The 21,049-nt window shown below is 69.0% G+C and carries 22 protein-coding genes, 2 tRNA genes and 2 pseudogenes; 15 read left to right on the top strand and 11 right to left on the bottom strand.

The window, feature by feature from the left end:
- Positions 1–221 precede the first annotated feature (221 nt).
- The 4 genes and pseudogenes from IH80_RS40025 to IH80_RS0133085 all read left to right on the top strand — a co-directional run bounded on the left by IH80_RS40025 (position 222) and on the right by IH80_RS0133085 (position 3,145).
- Positions 222–1,600 (top strand): annotated as a pseudogene (locus IH80_RS40025) (pyridoxal phosphate-dependent decarboxylase family protein).
- Complete coding sequence (locus IH80_RS0133095) at positions 1,597–2,052, top strand: HD domain-containing protein (RefSeq protein WP_030965380.1); 456 nt, start codon at positions 1,597–1,599, stop codon at positions 2,050–2,052. Before IH80_RS40025 ends, IH80_RS0133095 begins: the two are co-directional and overlap by 4 nt.
- 155 nt (positions 2,053–2,207) lie before the next feature.
- Complete coding sequence (locus IH80_RS0133090) at positions 2,208–2,402, top strand: membrane protein (protein WP_030008564.1); 195 nt, start codon at positions 2,208–2,210, stop codon at positions 2,400–2,402.
- 8 nt (positions 2,403–2,410) lie between these two features.
- Positions 2,411–3,145, top strand: a complete 735-nt coding sequence (locus IH80_RS0133085) for a nucleotidyltransferase domain-containing protein (protein ID WP_037881865.1) — start codon at positions 2,411–2,413, stop codon at positions 3,143–3,145.
- Positions 3,146–3,208: 63 nt separating this feature from the next.
- Here IH80_RS0133085 and IH80_RS0133080 read toward each other — a convergent pair whose 3' ends face one another.
- From IH80_RS0133080 to IH80_RS0133055, 6 genes are all read right to left on the bottom strand, one after another.
- Positions 3,209–3,445, bottom strand: coding sequence for a hypothetical protein (locus IH80_RS0133080; RefSeq protein WP_157854760.1), 237 nt, complete (start codon positions 3,443–3,445; stop codon positions 3,209–3,211).
- A 102-nt stretch (positions 3,446–3,547) separates the two neighbouring features.
- Positions 3,548–4,099 carry a hypothetical protein gene (locus IH80_RS0133075; protein WP_158943710.1) on the bottom strand — a complete coding sequence of 184 codons (552 nt, stop codon included), beginning with the start codon at positions 4,097–4,099 and terminating at the stop codon, positions 3,548–3,550.
- A 50-nt stretch (positions 4,100–4,149) separates the two neighbouring features.
- A complete protein-coding gene (locus IH80_RS0133070) occupies positions 4,150–5,412 on the bottom strand; it encodes a DUF7224 domain-containing protein (protein ID WP_030965375.1) in 1,263 nt (420 codons plus the stop codon).
- A 3-nt stretch (positions 5,413–5,415) separates the two neighbouring features.
- Positions 5,416–6,159 carry an ATP-binding cassette domain-containing protein gene (locus IH80_RS0133065; RefSeq protein ID WP_030965374.1) on the bottom strand — a complete coding sequence of 248 codons (744 nt, stop codon included), beginning with the start codon at positions 6,157–6,159 and terminating at the stop codon, positions 5,416–5,418.
- Between the two features lie 109 nt (positions 6,160–6,268).
- Positions 6,269–6,670, bottom strand: coding sequence for a hypothetical protein (locus tag IH80_RS0133060; RefSeq protein ID WP_030965373.1), 402 nt, complete (start codon positions 6,668–6,670; stop codon positions 6,269–6,271).
- A 121-nt stretch (positions 6,671–6,791) separates the two neighbouring features.
- Entirely contained in the window at positions 6,792–7,142 is a 351-nt protein-coding gene (locus IH80_RS0133055; protein WP_234432457.1) for a hypothetical protein, read from the bottom strand.
- Between the two features lie 414 nt (positions 7,143–7,556).
- Between IH80_RS0133055 and IH80_RS0133050 the strand changes: the two genes are divergently transcribed.
- The 3 genes from IH80_RS0133050 to IH80_RS0133040 all read left to right on the top strand — a co-directional run bounded on the left by IH80_RS0133050 (position 7,557) and on the right by IH80_RS0133040 (position 9,676).
- Positions 7,557–8,427, top strand: a protein-coding gene (locus tag IH80_RS0133050) for an IS5 family transposase (RefSeq protein ID WP_107056953.1) whose coding sequence is annotated in 2 segments (ribosomal slippage) — positions 7,557–7,676 and positions 7,678–8,427 — 870 coding nt in all. Because the reading frame shifts where the segments join, the coding sequence is not laid out codon by codon here.
- 71 nt (positions 8,428–8,498) lie between these two features.
- Positions 8,499–8,828, top strand: coding sequence for a hypothetical protein (locus IH80_RS0133045; protein ID WP_030654589.1), 330 nt, complete (start codon positions 8,499–8,501; stop codon positions 8,826–8,828).
- 470 nt (positions 8,829–9,298) lie between these two features.
- On the top strand, positions 9,299–9,676 hold the full coding sequence (locus IH80_RS0133040; RefSeq protein ID WP_030965369.1) for a hypothetical protein: 378 nt from the start codon (positions 9,299–9,301) through the stop codon (positions 9,674–9,676).
- Positions 9,677–9,787: 111 nt separating this feature from the next.
- Here IH80_RS0133040 and IH80_RS46450 read toward each other — a convergent pair.
- The 4 genes and pseudogenes from IH80_RS46450 to IH80_RS0133030 form a co-directional block, all read right to left on the bottom strand.
- A pseudogene (locus IH80_RS46450) lies at positions 9,788–9,928 on the bottom strand (IS5/IS1182 family transposase); the annotation flags it as partial.
- Entirely contained in the window at positions 9,904–10,128 is a 225-nt protein-coding gene (locus IH80_RS46445; protein WP_234432459.1) for a hypothetical protein, read from the bottom strand. The pseudogene IH80_RS46450 and the gene IH80_RS46445, both read right to left, overlap by 25 nt.
- Complete coding sequence (locus tag IH80_RS46440) at positions 10,040–10,252, bottom strand: hypothetical protein (RefSeq protein WP_234432458.1); 213 nt, start codon at positions 10,250–10,252, stop codon at positions 10,040–10,042. The genes IH80_RS46445 and IH80_RS46440 overlap by 89 nt, the downstream gene beginning before the upstream one ends.
- Before the next feature lie 123 nt (positions 10,253–10,375).
- Positions 10,376–10,446 (bottom strand) — tRNA-Gly (locus tag IH80_RS0133030).
- A 167-nt stretch (positions 10,447–10,613) separates the two neighbouring features.
- Here IH80_RS0133030 and IH80_RS0133025 point away from each other — a divergent pair.
- The 6 genes from IH80_RS0133025 (at position 10,614) to IH80_RS45065 (ending at position 15,780) form a co-directional block, all read left to right on the top strand.
- Positions 10,614–10,690 (top strand) — tRNA-Pro (locus tag IH80_RS0133025).
- A gap of 151 nt (positions 10,691–10,841) precedes the next feature.
- On the top strand, positions 10,842–12,236 hold the full coding sequence (gene tig / locus IH80_RS0133020; RefSeq protein ID WP_030965367.1) for a trigger factor: 1,395 nt from the start codon (positions 10,842–10,844) through the stop codon (positions 12,234–12,236).
- Positions 12,237–12,523: 287 nt separating this feature from the next.
- Positions 12,524–13,141, top strand: a complete 618-nt coding sequence (locus IH80_RS0133015; RefSeq protein ID WP_030649990.1) for an ATP-dependent Clp protease proteolytic subunit — start codon at positions 12,524–12,526, stop codon at positions 13,139–13,141.
- Between the two features lie 55 nt (positions 13,142–13,196).
- Positions 13,197–13,874, top strand: coding sequence for an ATP-dependent Clp protease proteolytic subunit (locus IH80_RS0133010; protein ID WP_030760910.1), 678 nt, complete (start codon positions 13,197–13,199; stop codon positions 13,872–13,874).
- Between the two features lie 153 nt (positions 13,875–14,027).
- Positions 14,028–15,314, top strand: coding sequence for an ATP-dependent Clp protease ATP-binding subunit ClpX (gene clpX / locus IH80_RS0133005; protein WP_030840753.1), 1,287 nt, complete (start codon positions 14,028–14,030; stop codon positions 15,312–15,314).
- A 184-nt stretch (positions 15,315–15,498) separates the two neighbouring features.
- Entirely contained in the window at positions 15,499–15,780 is a 282-nt protein-coding gene (locus IH80_RS45065; protein ID WP_158714684.1) for a hypothetical protein, read from the top strand.
- 52 nt (positions 15,781–15,832) lie between these two features.
- On the opposite strand, the gene IH80_RS0133000 is transcribed toward IH80_RS45065, so the two are convergent.
- Positions 15,833–16,771 carry a hypothetical protein gene (locus IH80_RS0133000; RefSeq protein WP_030965366.1) on the bottom strand — a complete coding sequence of 313 codons (939 nt, stop codon included), beginning with the start codon at positions 16,769–16,771 and terminating at the stop codon, positions 15,833–15,835.
- Positions 16,772–16,898: 127 nt separating this feature from the next.
- On the opposite strand from IH80_RS0133000, the gene IH80_RS0132995 reads away from it, so the two are divergent.
- Together IH80_RS0132995 and IH80_RS0132990 are read left to right on the top strand one after the other, a co-directional pair.
- Positions 16,899–19,520 carry a valine--tRNA ligase gene (locus IH80_RS0132995; protein ID WP_030965365.1) on the top strand — a complete coding sequence of 874 codons (2,622 nt, stop codon included), beginning with the start codon at positions 16,899–16,901 and terminating at the stop codon, positions 19,518–19,520.
- A gap of 340 nt (positions 19,521–19,860) precedes the next feature.
- Positions 19,861–21,009 carry a sensor histidine kinase gene (locus tag IH80_RS0132990; RefSeq protein WP_030965364.1) on the top strand — a complete coding sequence of 383 codons (1,149 nt, stop codon included), beginning with the start codon at positions 19,861–19,863 and terminating at the stop codon, positions 21,007–21,009.
- The last annotated feature ends 40 nt before the right edge of the window (positions 21,010–21,049 follow it).

Genomic DNA, 21,049 nt, shown 5'->3' with positions numbered 1-21,049 from the left:
GTACCGCACCCCACGGCCCCCACGAGCACCCCCGCGGCCACCGCGCCCCCGACCACGCCCCGCACCCGCCGCACCCGCCGAACCCACCGCACCCGCCGACCCCGCCGCTTCGCGATCATCCGTCGAGCCTACGACGCCCCACCCGGCCCCCGGGCGGTACGTGGGCCACTCGCCCGGGATTGGCCCGCCCCGGCAGGCCCGCGCGGCCCTACCGTGCCCCCATGGACCGCACGCTCGCCGCCGACCTCGCCCGGCTCCCCGACCTCCTCGACGCCACCCGCCGCGCCGCCGCCGAAGCGCTCGCCACCCTGGACGAGCGCGCCGTCGTACCGGCCGCCCCGAAGCCGGCCGACCCCGAACCGCTCCCCGAGCAGGGGTGCGGCACCGAGACCGCCCTCGCGGCCTTCCGCGCCCGCTGGGAGCCGCGGCTCTCGGCCTCCGCTACCTCGGCTTCGTCACCGGCGGCGCCACCCCCGCGGCGCTCGCCGGGGACTGGCTCACCGCCGCCCACGACCAGAACTCCAACTCCTCGATGGACGGCGCCGGCCAGGACCTCGAACGCGAGACCGTGGGCTGGCTGCGCGAACTCTTCGGCCTCTCCGACGCCCACACCGGCACCTTCGTCAGCGGCGCCACCATGTCCAACACCACCGGTCTCGCCATCGCCCGCGAATGGCTCGGCGAACGCCTGGGCGTCTCCCCGGCCGAGGACGGCGCCGCGGCCCTCGGCCCGGTCCGCGTCCTCTCCGGCGCCCCGCACTCCTCCATCGCCAAGGCCCTCTCCTTCCTCGGCCTCGGCCGCAGCTCCCTCGTCCGCGTCCCCACCCTGCCCGGCCGCGAGGCCGTGGACCCCGCCGCCCTGGACCGGGCGCTGGCCGACACGCCCGGACCGACGGTGGTCGTCGCCAACGCGGGCACCGTCAACACCGTCGACTTCGACGACCTCCCCGCCATCGCCGCCCTCCGCGCACGGCACGACTTCTGGCTCCACACCGACGCCGCCTTCGGCGCCTTCGCCGCGCTCTCCCCGGAGCACGCACACCTCACCGAAGGCCTCGACGCCGCCGACTCCGTCTGCGTCGACCTGCACAAGTGGCTCAACGTCCCCTACGACAGCGCCGTCCAGTTCACCCGCCGCCGCGACCTCCAGGCACGCGTCTTCCAGAACGCCGCCGCCTACCTCGGCCCCCTCGGCGAACACCCCGACCTCGTCCACCTCACCCCGGAGAACTCCCACCGGCTGCGCGCCCTCGCCGCCTGGTTCACGCTGTGCGCCTACGGCCGCCAGGGGCACCGGGAGATCGTGGAACGCAACATCGCCGGGGCCCGGGCGCTGGGCGCGGCCCTGGAGGAGGACCCCGCCTTCACCCTCCTCGCCCCCGTCCGCCTCAACGTCGTCTGCTTCACCCTCGCCGACGCCCCCGATCCGGCCCGGCTGACCGCCTTGCGCGAGGCCGTGTCCGCCGAGGTGTTCGTCACCCCGACGGTCCACGAGGGAACCGCCGGGCTGCGCGCCGCGTTCTCCAACTGGCGTACGACGCAGGCAGATGTCCACAGGGCCGCCCGGGCCCTGCGCACGGCAGCGAGGGAGATCGCATGACCGGCAGTCCCCTGACCCTCCTGGAGGTCGAGGCCCTGGCGCGCGACGCGCACGAGGGCCAGACCGACAAGGCCGGCCGACCGTACGCCGAACACCTCGCGGCCGTCGCCGAGGGCGTGCGCGTGCGCGGCGGCAGCCCCGAACAGCAGGCGGCGGCCTGGCTGCACGACGCGATCGAGGACGAGGCGCTCAGCCTCACCTGGCTGGATTCCGCCGCTCTCCCGCAGTCCGTCAAGGACATGGTCCTCGCCGTCACCAAGCGCCCCGGCGAGCCGGTCGAGAGTTACGCCGCCCGCATCCTGGCCACCCCGGGCGCCCTGCTCGTGAAGGAGGCCGACCTCGCGCACAACGCCGACCCCGTGCGCCTCTCCGTACTGGACGCCCCCACGCGCGACCGGCTGTCCGCGAAGTATGCGTATGTCCGTTCCCTCCTGGGCCTCACCGCCCCCTGAGCCCCCTCGTCCAAGGCGGTTGACGAAAACGGAACCATGGGCTTTCGTCACGGGGCGTATGACCGTGGCCGGTTGGTGGGAGGATGGTCCATGTGGGGGCATTCCCGGCCGTGCGCCCCCGGCCGACCAGGGGACGACCGAAGGTGTGATCAGTAGTGGCCATTTCGCTGTCAGTGGTGGTTCTGTTGGCGGTCATCCTGGTGGTGCTGATCCGCGGCAACCACATCAAGACGGGCCCCGCCATCGTCGCGGCCCTCTTCGGCTTCTTCCTGGCGTCCAGCTCGATCGCGGACGACGTGAACCGTTTCCTCAACTCCCTGGCCACGATGATCGCCAACATCAAGCTCTGACCGGCGGCATGAGCGGTGACGCCAACCGCCCGAACCACCCCGTCGACCAGGCGCGGCGCTTCGCGGCCGAGCGATTCCCCGAGGCCCTGAGCGTCGTTCTCGCGGGTTCCACCGCGTCAGGCCGGGCCACCGACACCAGTGACCTGGACATAGCGGTCCTGACGGAGGACGGCGGCACGTCCCGCCGGGAGACCCTCCGCTTCGAGGGACGGCTGGTCGAGCTGTTCGTCCACACCCGAGCCGGCCTCGACGAGATCTTCGCCGCCGACAGGGCCTCCCGGCGCGGCGTCATGCAGCACGTGTACGCCGAGGGCCTGGTCCTCACCGAGCGGGACGGAGCGGGCAACGGCCTCAAGCGCCGAGCCGAGGACGCGCTCCGCGAAGGCCCCGGCGCCATGGCACCCACCGCGGTCGAGAACCGCCGCTACGCGCTCACCGATGCGCTGGACGACCTCGCCGACACCTCGGACGCCGTCGAACGGCTCGCCGTGGCCGGCGTCGTCCTCGGCATCGCCGCCGACCTCCTCTTCGACCACCACCGGGCATGGACGGGTGGCGGAAAGTGGCTGCCCCGCCGCCTGCTGCAGGCCGACCCCGAGCGCGGCGGAACCCTCCTGGACGCCCACCGCCGGCTCTGCGAGAACGGCGACCCCGAGGACCTCGCGTCCGCCGCGGCGGAGATCCTCGACCTGGCGGGCGGCCCCCTCCGCGAGGGCTACGCCCGAAGCCTCCAGGACCACTGACCCACCGGCTGCCTCACGGCCGGAGCGAGCCGTCACGCTCCAGCACGGGGCCGGACGCCCGGATCAGCCTTCGGCGCCGGAGTCGCCCGCCGGCGGCGGGACCTCCTGCCAGTCGGTGACGGGCTTGGTGCGGAACATGCCCCGGTAGACCAGGCGGGTCAGCACGACGGCTCCCTCGCCGTACTCGTGCAACTCCTCGAAGGCCTCCTCCGCGGACTCGTACACGAACTTCCGCCCCTTGGCGTTACGGATGATCCATTCCCGGTCGCCGCTGACGGCGAGTGCCATACCTGCGCTCATGCGATACCCCCGGGTCGGTGCGCGATGATCGTACTGGCAGGCCCGCGAAACCCACAGGGCCGGAAAACGCATCAGGGCCAGGTCGGGGGTTGCGGCACGTGGTCATCGCCGGGCGACAGCTCGGGAAATACCGTTGTCGGGTCCCACATACGCAGAGACAGCACTGGCGACGGCCATCAGGGCCACTGTTGCCGCGAGGGCGCGGTGGGATTCGCCCGGGTGCAGGACGACGGCCCAGGGCTGCGGGAAGCGGCCACGCCATCCCGCCACGGCGAGGACGATGGGTATCGCTGTGATCAGGGGCGCCGCGATCCGTTGGCCGACGAAGGTGCTGAGGAGCATCGCAATCGCCAGGTAGAAGGTGATGTTCCTGCCGACGGTGAGTGCGATGTCGTCGGAGGCGAGGAGGTGGGCAACCGCGGTCACGGCCAAGGCGGCGGCTGAGAGGGCCGCCGCGAGGGCGACGTCCCAGCGGTGCACCGGGCGCAGGGCTGTGGCCTCGGTGGCCAGGGCCGTCCGTCCGGTGCCGTGCAGCCAGACGACTGCCGGCGCGACGGTGACCAGAGCGCTCAAGAAGAAGTCGCCACTGCCGCCGAGCAGGGACGGCACAGGAAGCACGGTCCGGCCGAGGACGATGCCGAGCAGGGCAGTCACGGCCGTAGCCGAAGCGGCGACACCCGCATTGCGGGATTTGAGCCACCAGATCACCGGGCAGCCCCGGGAAGCTCGAGGTGTGGCGTCTCAGTGCAGCCGGAAAGAGCTTGCCGGTTCTTCTCGTACCAGGCGAGCTGTGTGGGACCAGGATGTGTCATGACCTGCTTGACGACCGCCAGGTCCTCGGAGGTGTACCTGCCGGGTGCGGGCTGGGGCAGCTGGGCTGTGGCCGTGGCGGTGAGCCAGGCGGTGAGCGGCCCTCGGGCGGGAAGGGCAGGGTACTGACCGGTCTTCCGCGCACACTCCGGCACCGATGGCATCAGCAGGTTGGCCAGTCTGAGGGGCACGTCCTGGCTTCGCACCACTCCCGTGGCGCCGAAGGCTCCCTCGCCGGTCCGGGGACTTGCGCTGAGGGTGGCCGGCAGCGGGATCCCTACCGCTTCGATGCGGGCGGTCTGAGTGCGGGTGAGGTCCACAACGTTGCGTCGGTCCGGGGTTTCCGGCCAGAGGCAGACAGTGGGGCGGCCTGCGGTGTCGCACACGACATCGGAGGAGTCGCGGGCGAGAACAGGGTCGTAGCCCAGGTCACGAACGAGCCAGAAGGCCACTGAAGAGGCCACGGCGGTGATGCCGATGGCCAGGACACGGGGCGCCTTCACGACCGGGTCGATGATCAAGAGTGCGGCCGCGCACAGACCGGTGGCCAGGACTAGCGGAGACCAGACAGCCGCAGGGTCTATCACTCTGCCGGGTTCGCAACACGAGTCGTACGCCTGGGCGACCAGGTGACGCAGCCACGGCGGGTCGAACGAAACGGGAAACCCGATGAGGCAGAAACCGGCGACCATGGCGATCGGTGCGGCGGCAAGCCCCGGCAGGATCCTGCCCAGCAGATATCCCAGCAGGGTGGATGCAGCGAGAACGGCCGCATGCGCGGCGATCATGCCGACGTGGGAGAGGGCGGGCAGCGCACCGGCCGCTTGTGAGGTGAGCAGCAGAGCGGTGGTCAGGCCGGCCAGCCCCATACCCCAGACGGGCAGCAGGACGGGCAGCGCTATGGCCAGGGGCCGGCGGACGGGTGCCTGGTCGAAAATGCGACCCCGGCGCAGTCGGGCCGCCTCCCACGCGCCGGCCGCCGAGCAGGCCGCTGCGGCCGGTGCCAGTGCCAGCACGGTCCGTCCGATCACGGAGGGTCCGTAGCCGGGCGTGATGAATGCGGTCATTCCTTCGCCGAGCAGCACGACCACGTAGGCCAGAAGGAACGGAAGCAGGACGGTGGCGGAGGGCGTTCGCAACAAGGTGCGCAGACGCATCGCTCACACCTCCCGTCCGACCAGGCGGGTGTAAGCCGCTTCGGCCTGCTCCCGGATGCCGCCCGGAACCTGGGGCGCGAGGGAGTGGAATTCCTGCGGGGTGCCCTGGAAGCGGACCGTGCCCGCATCGAGGACGACCACCTGCTGGTAGAGGTCGGCAAGGTCTTCAGTCTGATGGGTGGAGACCACGATCTGCACGGCGGCCGACAGCTCTGCGACGAGCTCGCGAAACATCTGCCTCTGGGTCGGGTCGAGGCCGGCGGTCGGTTCGTCCATCAGGATCAGTTCACTGCGGTGGCTGAGCGCTCCCGCGATGCCGACGCGGCGCAGTTGGCCGCCGCTGACTTGGTGGCTCTTACGGTCGGCGAGCTTGCTCAGCCCGACCCTTTCGACGGCGGCGGCTGACGCCTCCCAGGCAGCGGAGCGGCTGAGGCCTTTGAGCCAGCCGGCATAGGCGACCTGCTCACGGACGGTCAGCCCGGGTACTGGGGTGATCTGTTGTGGAATCCAGGCCACCTTGCGCCGGTAGGCGGCGACGTTGCGGCGGCTGGTTGCTGTGCGGCCGAAGGCGATCGTGCCGGAGGAGGGCTGGAGCTGTGAGGCTGCGAGCCCCATCAGCGTGGACTTGCCGGCGCCGTTCGGACCCAGGAGGACGGTGGCCGGGGCGTCGAGTATCAATCCAAAACGCGTGAAAACGGGTTCCTGCCTGCCGTAGCGGAAGGAGATCCCGTCGAGAACAAGAGCCATGGAGCAACGCACAATCCGCCGCTCGGTCTGCGGGCGGCATTCTTCGTGGGAGACTTGGGGTACGGGTGTCCCGGCGCTGCTTTCGCCGGGACACCCGCCGTGCTTTGCCTTACCAGGCGACCTTCACGTAGTCGACGTTGAGCGGATAGCCGTTCAACACGTCGTCCATCTTGAAGTAGAACGTGCCGCGGCCGGGGTTCCCGTAGTCCACCCACCCGCAGTAGTTGTTCTCGGTGCCCTTGTGCGAGTCGGGGAGACTGGGGCGGTCGACCCAGAGGCTGAGCCGGGCGAAGGAGAAGTCGTGACCGGCGGAGCAGCCTTGGAAGTAGATGCCGGTGTAGTCGCCGGTGTTGTTGTTGTCGTACCAGCGACGTGACTCCTGTCCAGGATTCCAGCCGCTGAGGTAGGACTCGAACTGGCCTTCAGCGGCGTGGGCCGGTGCGGCGCCGGTCACGCCAAGCAAAGCCAGGCCTGCCATGACGCCGGCAGCCTTCTTGCGGTTGATCTTCAATGCCCGTCCTAGGTGTGTCGCCCATCGAGAGGTCATCCGATGGGAGTCCGTGAGATGTCCAGGTAGGGAGTCAGCCGTTCCTGGCGCTGCTTTCGTCAGGACGTAGCCGACCCTTGTGGTGCTACCAGGCGACCTTCACGTAGTCGATGTTTATGAACTCGCCGTTGGCCAGGCCTGACAACTGGAAGTAGTAGTTGCCGGCCTCGTCCGGGTCGCCGTAGTCGACCCACCCACAGCGGTTGGTCTCTGTGCCCTTGCCCTTGTCGGGCAATGAGGGCCGGTCGATGTAGAGCTTCAATTCGGCCCAGGCGAACCCCAGGTCGCTGTCGGCGGTGCAGCCCTGGAAGTAGATGCCCGTGTAGTCCGATGTCGAGTTGCTGTCGTGCCAGCGACGTGACTCCTGAGGCGCGGTCCACCACTTCATGTAGGACTCGAACTGGCCCTCAGCGGCATGCGCTGGGATCGCGGACACCAGGCTGAGTAACCCGATGCCGGCCATGAGGCCGGCCAACTTACGTTTGTCGCCCACTGCATTCCCCTCTCTTGTACCGGTCCATGGATGCGGCACATGGAGGTAGAGGAAATGCGCGAGCTCTCCCCCCAGAGGCCGCAAGACACAACCAACGCTATGGCCAAAGATCGCAAATTTGCTTCCCTCGGCGATCTTTGGCCGGAATCTGTCCGCCCATACCCACGCTGCGCCGGAGGGCGGGCAGGCCGGAATTATGGCCGCCCCGGCGCTTGCCTGCCGAGAATGCGGGCAAATCGTCCTTAGTCGAGTCGGTCCGAGCCTGCCGCTCAGGGCTCGGTCACCTTGTGAAACAACCTTTAGGCCGTGTTTTAGAAGTGGGCTCGTTCCCTCGTCTCGCGCCGTGATGATCTCGGGGTGGGGCGAGGGGATCTTTCTGACGAGCAGTGGGCGGTGCTGGAGCCGTTGCTGCCGGTGGCGGTGGTGGGCAGGCGGTCGCTGGGTCGGCGGAAGCTGATCGACGGCATCCGGTGGCGGGGCACGGACTGGTGCTCCGTGGCGGGATCTGCCACTCGAATACGGGCCGTGGCAGACGGTCTACGGACTCTTCCGCCGCTGGCAGCGCGACGGGATCTGGCACTTGCTGCTGACCCGGCTGCAGGCTCAGGCGGATGCAGCCGGGCTGATCACGTGGGAGATCAACGTCGACTCCACGATCTGCCGGGCCCATCAGCACGCCGCAGGCGCCCGCCGCGACGGGCAGGCCCAGAAGGAACCGCCTGGCGGAACCCGCACCGAGCCCGACGACCACGGCCTGGGCCGGTCCCGGGGAGGTTTCACCACCAAGATTCATCTCGCCTGCGAGCAAGGCCAACGGCCGCTGTCCTTGCTGGTCACCGCAGGTCAGCGTGGTGACAGTCCTCAGTTCGCCGCTGTCCTGGTAGGCATCCGAGTCCCTCGCACCGGACGAGGCCGTCCCCGTGTCCGGCCGTTGCGAGTGCGGGGCGACAAGGCGTACTCCTCCCGCGCCAACCGGGCCTACCTGCGGAAGCGGGGAATCCGGTGCACGATCCCGGAGCCTGCCGACCAGGCCGCCAACCGCAAACGGCGCGGGAAGGCCGGCGGGCGGCCCCCGGCTTTCGACCGCGAGGACTACAAGGCCCGGCACGCGGTCGAGTGCGGGATCAACCGGCTCAAGCGCAACCGGGCGGTCGCCACCCGGTTCGACAAACTCGCGGTCCGCTTCGAGGCCACCGTCCTGATCGCCGCGATCGGCGAATGGCTATGACCGCTCTGAGCTGTCGGTTCCTCATGCCATGCTGACCGCGACCCAGGTGAACAGGCGAGGGGAAGGCAACGATGGGGGCTCAGTACTACGGCGCCGACAGCGAGAGCGGCGACCGCATCGACGACCCCTCCGAGGATGCGCTGTTCATGCTGATCAGCGAACTCAACGACTCCGACAACACCTTCGTGGTCGTCCAGCCCGACGAGGACGACCCTGTCTGGTTCGCCTCCGTGGCCGTCCTGGACGAAGGCGGTTACGAGATCGTCCGCCGTGACACCACGCGCAACGAGCACGAGGTCACCACGGCGACCAGCATCAACGACATCGCCCGCGACCTCACCATCTGGATGGCCGCCCGCGACTTCCCCGGACGGCCAACCAGGCAGGTCAGCGAGTTCTAAAACACGGCCTAGGCGTAAGGATCGTGAGCGTTGTGGATGATCGGCTGGACTTGGACCTTGCGTCTCGCGGAGCGCGCACGGGATGTCGCCGTCCGGCCGGTCTGGAACATCCGGCTCAGCTCCTCCACGAGTGCCCCCAGAACACCACCCTCGACAGGTCATGGACTTGACGTGCACACCCAGAGCGACCGGCCGCCACCGTTGAGGAGGTCTAAACCCCGAAGAAGGGGCCCAAGAGTGTCCTGGGGTGATCGTTCCGGAGATCCGCGATCACCCGGATGCCTACGCCGAACCGCCTGCCGACAGGACCGTCGGCGACAAGCGAAGGGGACGGGGAACGGGACCGGCTGACCGCCGGCGCGCTGAGCGGGCCTGTGTAGAAGGGCCGGCGGGGCGCAGGAGAGGGGAAGGAGCACGCGGGGGACACGTAGGGACTGTCTCTTTGAACCCTCCGTGAGATCGTCGTACTCGTGATCGAGTCCTGGGTGATCAATGACGACAGCTCTGGGCCTGTGTCGTCCGAGATTGTGCTGGAGGCTCTTCAGTCGAGGATCGACAGCGGGCAGCTTGAGACGTGGCTGGCCAGTTCGTCCGGACGGTTGCTGGCCTTCGTGACGAACACCGAGCGCGCGATGGTGATGCTGCTCGAAGAAGAGGGCGATCCCGGTGAGCATGCCGTGGATCCCGGAGCTGAGGGGTTGAGCGGCGGGTTCGTTCTCTCCAATGGGCAGGACGACGAGTATCCGGATGAGGACACCGTCCCCATCCGTAAGGCGTTCCGGCTCGTGGAACACATCGTTGGTACGGGCTCTTGGCCTGCGGACGCGCGTTGGGTGGTCGATCGCTGAGCGGGTTGTCGCCGTGCCCAGATGAGGATGGCGGCGAGGTGGAGTGCGGCTTGGTAGGCGATGGCGAGCTTGTCCGTTCGCATGCCTCGAACCGCCGGGTCAGCTTCGCGGAACACGGATGCCCGCCATCACTGTCTCGAGGGCCGGGGCGTCGCCCGCCTGGCCTGCGGTGACACGGAGGGCCAGGGGCCGTGCACGGCCGTCGTCGGCGAGACGGACCTTCGTGCTCAGGCCGCCGCGGGAGCGTCCGAGCGCGTGGTCGCCGGGTTCGCCCCGGCCTGGAGCCCGTTTTTCCTGGCTCCGGCAGCGTGCTGGTGGGCCCGGCAGACGGTGGAGTCCACCGACACGGTCCAGCCGATGCCGTCAGCGTCGTCGGCCGCTGACAGAACCGCGGCGAGGATGCGTTCCCAGGTGCCGTCTACGGCCCCACCGATCAGCCGTGTGGGCGGCATGGAACGAGCCGAGCTCGCTGGGCAGGACCCGCCAAGGCGAGCATGTGCGGTACTTCCACGCGATGGCCTCCAAGGTTCGGCGGTGATCGGCCCATCGCCGGGCGCGGACCGGATCGGCCGACATCAGCGGCTCGATCCGGTCCCACATCGCATCAGTGAGACACGCTCTAGCCCCCGTCACAGCCTCCGGAAACGCATCAGGGCCAGGTCGAGGAAAAATCCTCTGACCTGGCCCTTCGTGCTTCAGAGCGGGCGACGGGAATCGAACCCGCGTAGCTAGTTTGGAAGACTAGGGCTCTACCATTGAGCTACGCCCGCATGGGGTGCGCCGCAGGTCCGGGACCTTGGCACGGACAGCATCCTAGCGGGTCGTTCCGGCGGATCGCACACCCCATTCCGTGCCCGCGCCGTCGCCTGTCCGAAACGGCTCGGGAAACACCGCGCATCAGAGGGTCTCCGGGCATGTACCCTACGTGTCGCACCGACGGGGTGTGGCGCAGCTTGGTAGCGCGTCCGCTTTGGGAGCGGAAGGTCGTCGGTTCGAATCCGGCCACCCCGACCACCGCAAGATCGCGTTGTGGGCTGATTGCCGCTTGCGGCTACTATGCAAGCTGCGTGCCCGTGTGTCTGATGTACCGGGCCGAAGTCCGCCGGGCCGCTGATTCCAGCGAGACGGCAGATCCCCCAGCAGTCAGCCACAAGGAGACCGAACCGTGAAGAGCGCCGTTGAGACCCTGAACCCGACGCGGGTTCGGCTCACTGTTGAGGTGCCCTTCGAGGAGCTCAAGGACAGCCTCGACGCGGCGTACAAGAAGATCAACCAGCAGGTCACGGTGAAGGGCTTCCGCAAGGGCAAGATCCCGGCCCGCGTCATCGACCAGCGCTTCGGCCGCGGTGCGGTGCTGGAGGAGGCCGTCAACGACGCCCTCCCGAAGTTCTACACCGAGGCCGTCAACGAGGCCGACCTGAACCCGCTGGGCCAGCCCGAGGTCGACATCACCGAGCTGAAGGACGGCGAGCTGCTGGCCTTCACCGCCGAGGTCGACGTGCGCCCCGAGATCGAGATCCCGGACTACTCCGGCATCGAGGTCGAGGTCGACGCCATCGAGGTCTCCGACGAGGACGTCGAGAAGTCCGTCGAGCAGCTGCGCAACCGCTTCGCGTCCACCAAGGACGTCGAGCGCGCCGCCGCCGAGGGTGACGTCGTCACCATCGACCTGGAGGCCAAGGTCGACGGCGAGGTGCTGCCCGACGGCGTCGCCTCCGACGTCTCCTACACCATCGGCTCGGGCGAGCTGCTCGAGGGCATCGACGAGGCCGTCACCGGCCTCGAGGCCGGCGGCGAGGCCACCTTCACCTCGCAGCTGAAGGGCGGCTCCGCCGAGGGCAAGGACGCCGAGGTCACCGTCAAGGTCACCAAGGTCTCCGCCAAGGAGCTCCCGGAGCTGGACGACGAGTTCGCCCAGATGGCGAGCGAGTTCGACACCCTCGAGGACCTCAAGGCGGACAGCCGCACGCGTCTCGAGAACATGAAGCAGTACGACCAGGCCACGCAGGCCCAGGAGCGCGTCCTGGAGAAGCTGCTGGAGCTCGTCGAGGTGCCGATCCCCGAGAAGCTGCTCGAGGACGAGGTCAACACCCGCAAGCACAACCTGGAGCACCACCAGCTCGGCCAGATGGGCCTGGACCTGGCGAAGTACCTGGAGTTCCAGGGCAAGACGGTCGAGGAGTTCGACGCCGAGACCAAGGAGCAGGCGATCAAGGGCATCAAGACCCAGTTCGTCCTGGACGCCCTGGTCAACAAGGAGAAGCTGGGCGTGAACCAGGAGGAGCTCACCGAGCACCTCATGCGCCGTGCGCAGTCCTCCGGCATGTCCCCCGACCAGTTCGCCCAGGCCGTCGTCGAGGGCGGCCAGGTCCCGATGCTGGTCGGCGAGGTCGCCCGCGGCAAGGCCCTCGCGGTCGTCGTCGAGGCCGCCAAGGTCGTCGACACCAACGGTGAGGTCGTCGACCTCTCCGACGAGGAGGACGAGGTCGAGACGGCCGCCGAGACCGTCGAGGCCGCCGTTGACGGCGACGACGAGGTCAAGGCCGACGAGGCCAAGTAACACTCCGGGCGAAGCCCGCTGAGCAGTGCCCCGGAGGGCCCGGACGCAGCCGCGTCCGGGCCCTTCCGCATGGCTGCGGGGCGGGCTGCGCAAGGCCGTCGGAGCTTGCGCTCCGAGCGAACAGTTCGGGAAGCGGGATGGCGTTGTCCGACCTGCGCGTTAGGGTCCATGAATACGAGGGCACGTGAGTACCCGGGCGCCGGTGGACCCGTCCGCTCCGGCTCGACCGCGCCCCAGAACGAGACGCTGAGACGGCACATGGCCGTCGGAGACGAGCAGGTGGATACGTGACGAATCTGAAGCCTTACGCCGCGGGTGAGCCGTCCATCGGTGGCGGCCTCGGCGACCATGTCTACAACCGGCTGCTCGGCGAGCGCATCATCTTCCTCGGCCAGCAGGTCGACGACGACATCGCCAACAAGATCACCGCGCAGCTCCTCCTCCTGGCCGCCGAGCCGGAGAAGGACATCTACCTCTACATCAACAGCCCCGGTGGCTCCGTGACGGCCGGCATGGCCGTCTACGACACCATGCAGTACATCCCCAACGACGTCGTCACCATCGGCATGGGCATGGCGGCCTCGATGGGCCAGTTCCTGCTCACCGGTGGCGCCAAGGGCAAGCGCTTCGCCCTGCCGAACACCGACATCCTGATGCACCAGGGCTCCGCCGGCATCGGCGGCACCGCGTCGGACATCAAGATCCAGGCCCAGTACCTGCTGCGCACCAAGCAGCGGATGGCCGAGATCACCGCGTTCCACTCGGGCCAGACCGTCGAGGCGATCATCCGCGACGGTGACCGCGACCGCTGGTTCACCTCCGAGGAGGCCAAGGAGTACGGCCTCATCGACGAGATCATCTCGGCCGCGTCCAACGTTCCGGGCGGCGGCGGCACCGGGGCCTGATCCCGGTAACCACCGTCAGTACCCAGCAGCCGACAGCCCGCAGAACGCCACCAGGATGGTGAACACCCAGATGCAGAACAACTTCTCCGCGAGCTCCGCGAGCGGCCTCTACTCCGGTCCGCAGGTGGACAACCGCTACGTCATCCCGCGCTTCGTCGAGCGCACCTCGCAGGGCGTGCGCGAGTACGACCCGTACGCGAAGCTCTTCGAGGAGCGCGTGATCTTCCTCGGCGTGCAGATCGACGACGCCTCGGCCAACGACGTCATGGCGCAGCTGCTGTGCCTGGAGTCGATGGACCCGGATCGCGACATCTCGATCTACATCAACAGCCCCGGCGGCTCCTTCACCGCGCTGACGGCGATCTACGACACGATGCAGTTCGTCAAGCCGGACATCCAGACGGTCTGCATGGGCCAGGCGGCCTCCGCCGCCGCGGTCCTGCTCGCGGCCGGCACGCCCGGCAAGCGCATGGCCCTGCCGAACGCCCGCGTGCTGATCCACCAGCCCTCCGGCGGCACCGGCCGTGAGCAGCTCTCGGACCTCGAGATCGCGGCCAACGAGATCCTGCGCATGCGCGACCAGCTGGAGACCATGCTGGCCAAGCACTCGACGACGCCGATCGAGAAGATCCGCGACGACATCGAGCGCGACAAGATCCTGACGGCCGAGGACGCCCTCGCGTACGGCCTGATCGACCAGATCATCTCCACCCGCAAGAGCACCAAGCTCTGACCCTTGCCGCCAGTTGACGCGGGCACACCACCGGATTCGGCGGTGTGAACCACGTCAAGGGGGCCCCGCACGGGGCCCCCGGCAAGGTACCGTCGGATATGAGGCACCAGGAGCGCTGAACCAGGCGTCTCCCAGGCGAAGGGGAAGCACCTCGTGGCACGCATCGGTGACGGCGGCGATCTGCTCAAGTGCTCGTTCTGCGGAAAGAGCCAGAAGCAGGTGAAGAAGCTCATCGCAGGACCCGGTGTGTACATCTGCGACGAGTGCATCGACCTCTGCAACGAGATCATCGAAGAGGAGCTCGCGGAGACCTCCGAGGTCCGGTGGGAGGAGCTCCCCAAGCCCCGTGAGATCTACGAGTTCCTGGAGAGCTACGTCGTCGGCCAGGAGCCGGCGAAGAAGGCGCTCTCGGTAGCGGTCTACAACCACTACAAGCGGGTCCAGGCCGGCGAGAACGGCGGCGCGCAGGGCCGTGAGGACGCGATCGAGCTCGCGAAGTCCAACATCCTGCTGCTGGGCCCCACGGGCTCCGGCAAGACGCTCCTCGCGCAGACGCTCGCCCGCATGCTGAACGTCCCGTTCGCCATCGCCGACGCGACGGCGCTGACGGAGGCCGGGTACGTCGGCGAGGACGTCGAGAACATCCTGCTGAAGCTGATCCAGGCCGCCGACTACGACGTCAAGAAGGCCGAGACCGGGATCATCTACATCGACGAGATCGACAAGGTCGCCCGCAAGAGCGAGAACCCGTCGATCACGCGCGACGTGAGCGGTGAGGGCGTCCAGCAGGCCCTGCTGAAGATCCTCGAGGGCACGACGGCCTCCGTGCCGCCGCAGGGCGGGCGCAAGCACCCGCACCAGGAGTTCATCCAGATCGACACGACGAACGTGCTCTTCATCGTGGGCGGCGCCTTCGCCGGCCTGGAGAAAATCATCGAGTCGCGTGCGGGTGCCAAGGGCATCGGTTTCGGGGCGACGATCCGCTCGAAGCGCGAGATCGAGGCCAGCGACCAGTTCCAGGAGGTCATGCCGGAGGACCTGGTGAAGTTCGGGATGATCCCCGAGTTCATCGGCCGTCTCCCCGTCATCACCTCGGTCCACAACCTGGACCGCGAGGCCCTGCTCCAGATCCTCATCGAGCCGCGCAACGCGCTGGTGAAGCAGTACCAGCGGCTGTTCGAACTCGACGGTGTCGAGCTGGACTTCGAGCGCGAGGCGCTGGAGGCCATCGCGGACCAGGCGATCCTCCGCCAGACGGGCGCGCGGGGCCTGCGCGCCATCATGGAAGAGGTCCTGATGTCGGTGATGTACGAGGTCCCGTCCCGCAAGGACGTGGCCCGCGTGGTCATCACCGCGGACGTGGTCCGCTCCAACGTCAACCCGACGCTGGTCCCGCGGATCGTCCCGAAGGACCAGGGCCCGCACGAGAAGTCGGCCTAGCCGCACGGCAGTAGACCGGTACGCGAAAGGGGCGCCCTCACAGGGGCGCCCCTTTCGCGCTTGCTCCGAATATCGGACAGATCAGTGATGTATTCGGCCGTTTGTTCTAATTGCGTGGACTGATCGGAGGGGAAGCTGATCTCATTTCCTCAGCGGCGAAGAGCCGTTGAGGAAAAGGGGAGCAATGCCCAAGTTCAAGCGTGTGATGGGTCTGGCGGCGGTAACGGCGATCGCGGGAGCCTTTCCGGTCCTTGCCGCGACGCCGGCGCAGGCCAATGTGAACGACTGTTCTGCGTTCGTACGTCATAACGGCTACGTAGTGGGGCCCAAAGTGAGGGCCGCCTGTAGCGAGCCGGCGCTGCATCTGCCGGGTGGCGCGATACAGCAGAATCCTCACTGCCTGGCAGGGCTCGTCGGCATTGGTGTCGACATGAGTACCGCGAACTGGGCCTGTGGCGCCGCCTAGAAAAGGGTGCTTTCAAGGCGGGGCTCCGTCGTGTGCGGGCCCCGCCAGCCGATTACTGCTTAACGCGAGCGGTGTTGTAGAGCTTCGCCGTCAGAGCCGCCACCTCGTCGAGGGTGCCGCTGCTGCCGCCGAGTACGAGGGCGGCGGGGTCGGCGGCGTTGATGCCGACCAGCGTCGAGTGGTCTGCCCAGGCACACGAGGGGATTTCCATGTCCTTGGGCGTCTTGCCCGTGGTGGGCTTGACGCTGATCATCTTGATGTTGGCGCACTTCATCACAGCGCCCTTGAACCCCTCCGGAGTGAACGCCTTCGGGGTGCCGACCAGTTCGTACTTGAAACCGAGCTTCTCGGTCTCCTTGTTGTTCTGGCCGATGCCGGCGTAGTAGCCGTCGACCGCCTTCTCCGGGTCGGCGATGTCGCCCCACAGGCCGTTGGCCGCGAGCTGCTTGCCCTTCCCGTCCGTACCCACCTGGTACTTGGCGGTCGAATTGTGCGCGTTCTGCACGCCCAGTGCATCGGCTTTGGTCTTGCCCTCGCCCGTGACCGGGGCGTCCGCCGGGGGAGCACCCGCGGTGTCCGGAGCCTTCTGGTAGTTGTCGACCGAGGCGGGGAAGGCGAGCTTGTAGCCCTTGGTGTCGTCCGAGACGGCGCTGCCGCCGCCCAGGAGGTACCAGCCGCCGCCCGCGATCACCGCTACCGCCACGACCACGCCGATGATCACGCCCGCCTTGGACTTCTTCGGGGGCTGGCCGCCGTACGGGGCCTGCTGCGGGTAGCCGTAGGCCGGGGTCTGCGGCTGCTGGGGGTAGCCCTGCGGCGGGACGCCCGGCTGCTGCGGGTAGCCGTAGCCCGGCTGCGGGGGCGCGGGCTGGCCGTAGGGGCCCGGCTGGGCCGGCTGGCCGTACGGGCCGGGCGGCGGCGGGGGCTGCTGCCCGTACGGTCCCGGCTGCTGAGGCTGCTGTCCGTACGGCCCCGGCTGGTTGTAGCTCATCCCGCGTCCCCCTCTGAGGTTGCTTATGCGTTCCTCACATCCTGACGGAAGCCGAAGCGTCCCAGGGCGCCGGGCCCCTCCCCAACCGGTTTCATGACTGGACTGTTACGGCCCTAAACTGAGCCCCGTGACCGAGAACACGCAGACACCCAGCAGCCCCGACTCCGAACTGCCGACCGCCTACAAGCCGGCCGACGTAGAGGGGAAGCTCTACGAGCGCTGGGTAGAGCGTGGGTACTTCACGGCCGATGCCGCGAGCGAGAAGCCCCCGTACACCATCGTCATCCCGCCGCCGAACGTCACCGGCTCCCTCCACCTGGGCCACGCCTTCCAGCACACGCTCATGGACGCCCTGACCCGCCGCAAGCGCATGCAGGGCCACGAGTCGCTGTGGCTGCCCGGCATGGACCACGCGGGCATCGCCACCCAGAACAAGGTCGAGCAGCAGCTCGCCGAGGAGGGCAAGTCCCGCCACGACCTGGGCCGCGAGGAGTTCGTCGAGCGCGTCTGGCAGTGGAAGGAGGAGTACGGCGGCAAGATCCTCGGCCAGATGCGCCGTCTCGGCGACGGCGTCGACTGGTCCCGCGAGCGCTTCACCATGGACGAGGGCCTGTCCAAGGCCGTCCAGACCATCTTCAAGAAGCTCTTCGACGACGGCCTGATCTACCGCGCCGAGCGCATCATCAACTGGTGCCCCCGCTGTCTGACAGCCATTTCCGACATCGAGGTGGAGTACCAGGAGGACGCGGGCGAGCTCGTCTCCATCCAGTACGGGGAGGGCGAGGACACCCTCGTCGTCGCCACCACGCGCGCCGAGACGATGCTCGGCGACACCGCCGTCGCCGTCCACCCGGACGACGAGCGCTACAAGCACCTGGTCGGCAAGCTCATCAAGCTCCCGCTGACCGACCGTTCGATCCCGGTCGTCGCGGACACCCACGTCGACCCCGAGTTCGGCACCGGCTGCGTCAAGGTGACGCCCGCCCACGACCCGAACGACTTCGCCATCGGGCAGCGCCACAGCCTGCCCAACATGACGATCATGGACGAGCACGGTGTCATCACCGTCCACGGCCCCTTCCTCGGCCTGGACCGCTACGAGGCCCGTTCCGCGGTCGTCGGCGCACTGCGCCAGCAGGGCCGCATCGTCGCGGAGAAGCGCCCGTACCTGCACTCCGTCGGCCACTGCTCGCGCTGCAGCACCACCGTCGAGCCGCGCCTGTCGCTGCAGTGGTGGGTCAAGGTCGAGACGCTCGCCAAGGCGGCGGGTGACGCGGTCCGCGACGGCCGCGTCGCGATCCACCCGCAGGAGATGGAGAAGCGCTACTTCGACTGGGTCGACAACCTCAACGACTGGTGCATCTCGCGCCAGCTGTGGTGGGGCCACCGCATCCCGGTCTGGTACGGCCCCGAGGGCGAGGTCGTCTGCCTCGGCCCCGACGACGAGGTGCCCACCGGTGAGGGCTGGACGCAGGACACCGACGTCCTGGACACCTGGTTCTCCTCCGGCCTGTGGCCGTTCTCCACGCTCGGCTGGCCGGAGAAGACCCCGGACCTGGAGAAGTTCTACTCCACCGACGTCCTGCTCACCGGCCACGACATCATCTTCTTCTGGGTCGCCCGGATGATGATGTTCGGCCTGTACGCCATGGACGGCCAGGCGCCGTTCAAGACGATCGCGCTGACCGGCCTGGTCCGCGACGAACGCGGCAAGAAGATGTCGAAGTCCTTCGGCAACGTCGTCGACCCGCTGGACTGGATGGACAAGTACGGCTCCGACGCCGTCCGGTTCACCCTGGCCAAGGGCGCCAACCCCGGCACCGACGTCCCGATCGGCGAGGACTGGGTCCAGGCGTCCAGCAAGTTCGCCAACAAGATCTGGAACGCCACGCGCTTCGCGCTGATGAACGGCGCCACGATCGAGGGCGAGCTGCCGCCCGCCGAGCAGCTGTCGGCGACCGACCGCTGGATCCTCTCCCGCCTCAACAAGACGGTCGCGCAGGTCGACGCGTACTACGAGGACTTCCAGTTCTCGAAGCTCAGCGAGGCGCTCTACCACTTCGCGTGGGACGAGGTCTTCGACTGGTACGTCGAGCTGTCGAAGACGACCTTCTTCGCGGGCGGCGAGCAGGCCAAGGTCTCCAGCCGGGTCCTCGGCGAGGTCATCGACGTCATGCTGCGCCTGCTGCACCCGGTGGTCCCCTTCGTCACCGAGACGCTGTGGACCACGCTGACCGGCGGCGAGTCCCTCGTGATCGCCGACTGGCCGAAGGACAGCGGTTTCCGCGACGAGGCCGCCGAGACCGAGATCGGAAACGTCCAGAACCTCGTCCGTGAGGTCCGCCGCTTCCGCAAGGAGCAGGGCCTCGACGACAAGCAGAAGGTCCCGGCCCGTCTCGACCTGTCCGGTACGGGGCTGGCCGCGCACGAGGCGGCCATCCGCCAGGTGCTGCGCCTCCAGCCGGAGGGCGACGGCTTCAGCGCCTCCGCGACCCTCCCGGTCGGCGGCGCCACGGTCGCGCTCGACCTGTCGGGCACCATCGACGTGGACGCCGAGCGCAAGCGCCTCACCAAGGACCTCGGCGCGGCCGAGAAGGAGAAGCAGCAGGCCGAGGCGAAGCTCGGGAACGAGGCCTTCCTGGCCAAGGCCCCCGACAACGTCGTGGACAAGATCAAGGGCCGGCTGGCCAAGGCCGAGGCGGACATCGCCCGGATCCAGGCCCAGCTGGAGACGCTGCCCGCCGCGTAGCCCCTCGTACGACGGCCTCGTACGACGGCCTCGTACGACGCGAAGGCCCCCGCACCGGTTCGCCGGTGGCGGGGGCCTTCGCCGTACGCGGGGCCTCGCGGCATCCGGTCGCCGGACTCCGCGGCCGGCGGCCCCGTCACCACCGCGTACGCAGCCCGCGGCTCCAGCCAGTGGGGGAGGCCCGCATCGGGGAGCCGGCCAGGAGCGGGGGCGGCGGACGCGGCAGAGCGCAGGGTCGCTGGCCGCCGGGACCTCCGGCCCTGTCCGAAGTGCCCTACATCACCGCGTTTACCGGTCTGCTGGATCTCATCTGCTGCACCGACCACGGATGATGGAGGGCATGCACGTCAAGCCCGTCGCCCCGGTGTTCCACCGATGCGTGGCCGCCGGCCGTCGGCTGACCGGCACCTGGGCCGGTTCCCCGCGGGCCGTCGACGTGCTCACCGCGCTGGGCTGCCTCGGGCTGATGGCCCTCGACCTGCCGGGCCTCGCCGCCGCCGACAACTCGCTGAGCGGGCCCGCCGCGGTCGTCGTGCTCGCCCTGGGCTGCACGACCCTGCTGGTGCGCCGCCGGCTGCCCTGGATCTCGTACCTGGCCGCGCTGCTCTTCATCGGATGGCTCCACGAGCTGACCCTGGTCCAGTTCGCGCTCTACTCGGTCGGCCGCTTCCGCGGGCGCCGGGCGGGGATCCTGGCGACGCTCGGGTACATCGCCTTCGCGCTGGTCATGTTCTGGGTGCCGGGCTGGCCCGAGCCCCCGGGACAGACGCTCAGCGGCTTCCTCAGCATCGTCGTACCGATCGGCGCGCTGGCCTCCGCGGTGGGGATCGCCGCCTACCGGCACGACCTGGTGCGGGAGCTCACGGCCCGGCGGGCCGAGTCCGCCGTGCTCCAGGCCGTCCAGCAGGAACGCACCTCCGTCGCCCGTGACGTGCACGACTTCGTCGGGCGGGAGCTGACCCTGCTGACGGTGCGGTCCGAGGTGCTGTCGGTACGGGCCCGCGAGAGCGCGCACGCCAAGGACTTCGAGGAGCTGGCCGACACCGCGCGCCGGGCCCATCTGGTGCTCAACGAGATCATCGTGCAGCGGGGCGAGCGGCCCTCGACCCCGGGGGTGGACGGGCTGGCGGCGCTCGCGGAGGAGAGCGGGCGGGCCGGTTCACCCGTCCGGCTGGCCATGGACGAGGACGTGCGCGGGCTGTCGCCACTGCGGCAGGCGGCGGTCTACCGGGTGGTGCAGGAGTGCCTGACCAACGCCGCCAAGCACGCGCACGGCGAGCCCATCGACGTGTCGATCGCGGTGGACGGCCCGCGGCTGCGGATCGCCGTCAGCAACGCCCTGCCGGCCCGGGCCCCGGCCCGGGCCCCCGTCTCGGCGGGATCCGGCACGGCTAGCATGTCCGAACGCGTCCGCAGCCTCGGCGGCTCCCTGACGGCGACCCGCACGGACGACACCTACGAGGTCGTCGCCACGCTTCCGAGAGGCTGAGGGCTGTCCCGTGGTCCCCCGTGGATCAGCGCAGGGCGTC

Source organism: Streptomyces sp. NRRL S-378 (assembly GCF_000720645.1).
In the GTDB taxonomy this organism is placed as follows: domain Bacteria; phylum Actinomycetota; class Actinomycetes; order Streptomycetales; family Streptomycetaceae; genus Streptomyces.
Note: the sequence above shows the minus strand (reverse complement) of the source record. Positions and strands in the feature narration are given on the sequence as shown.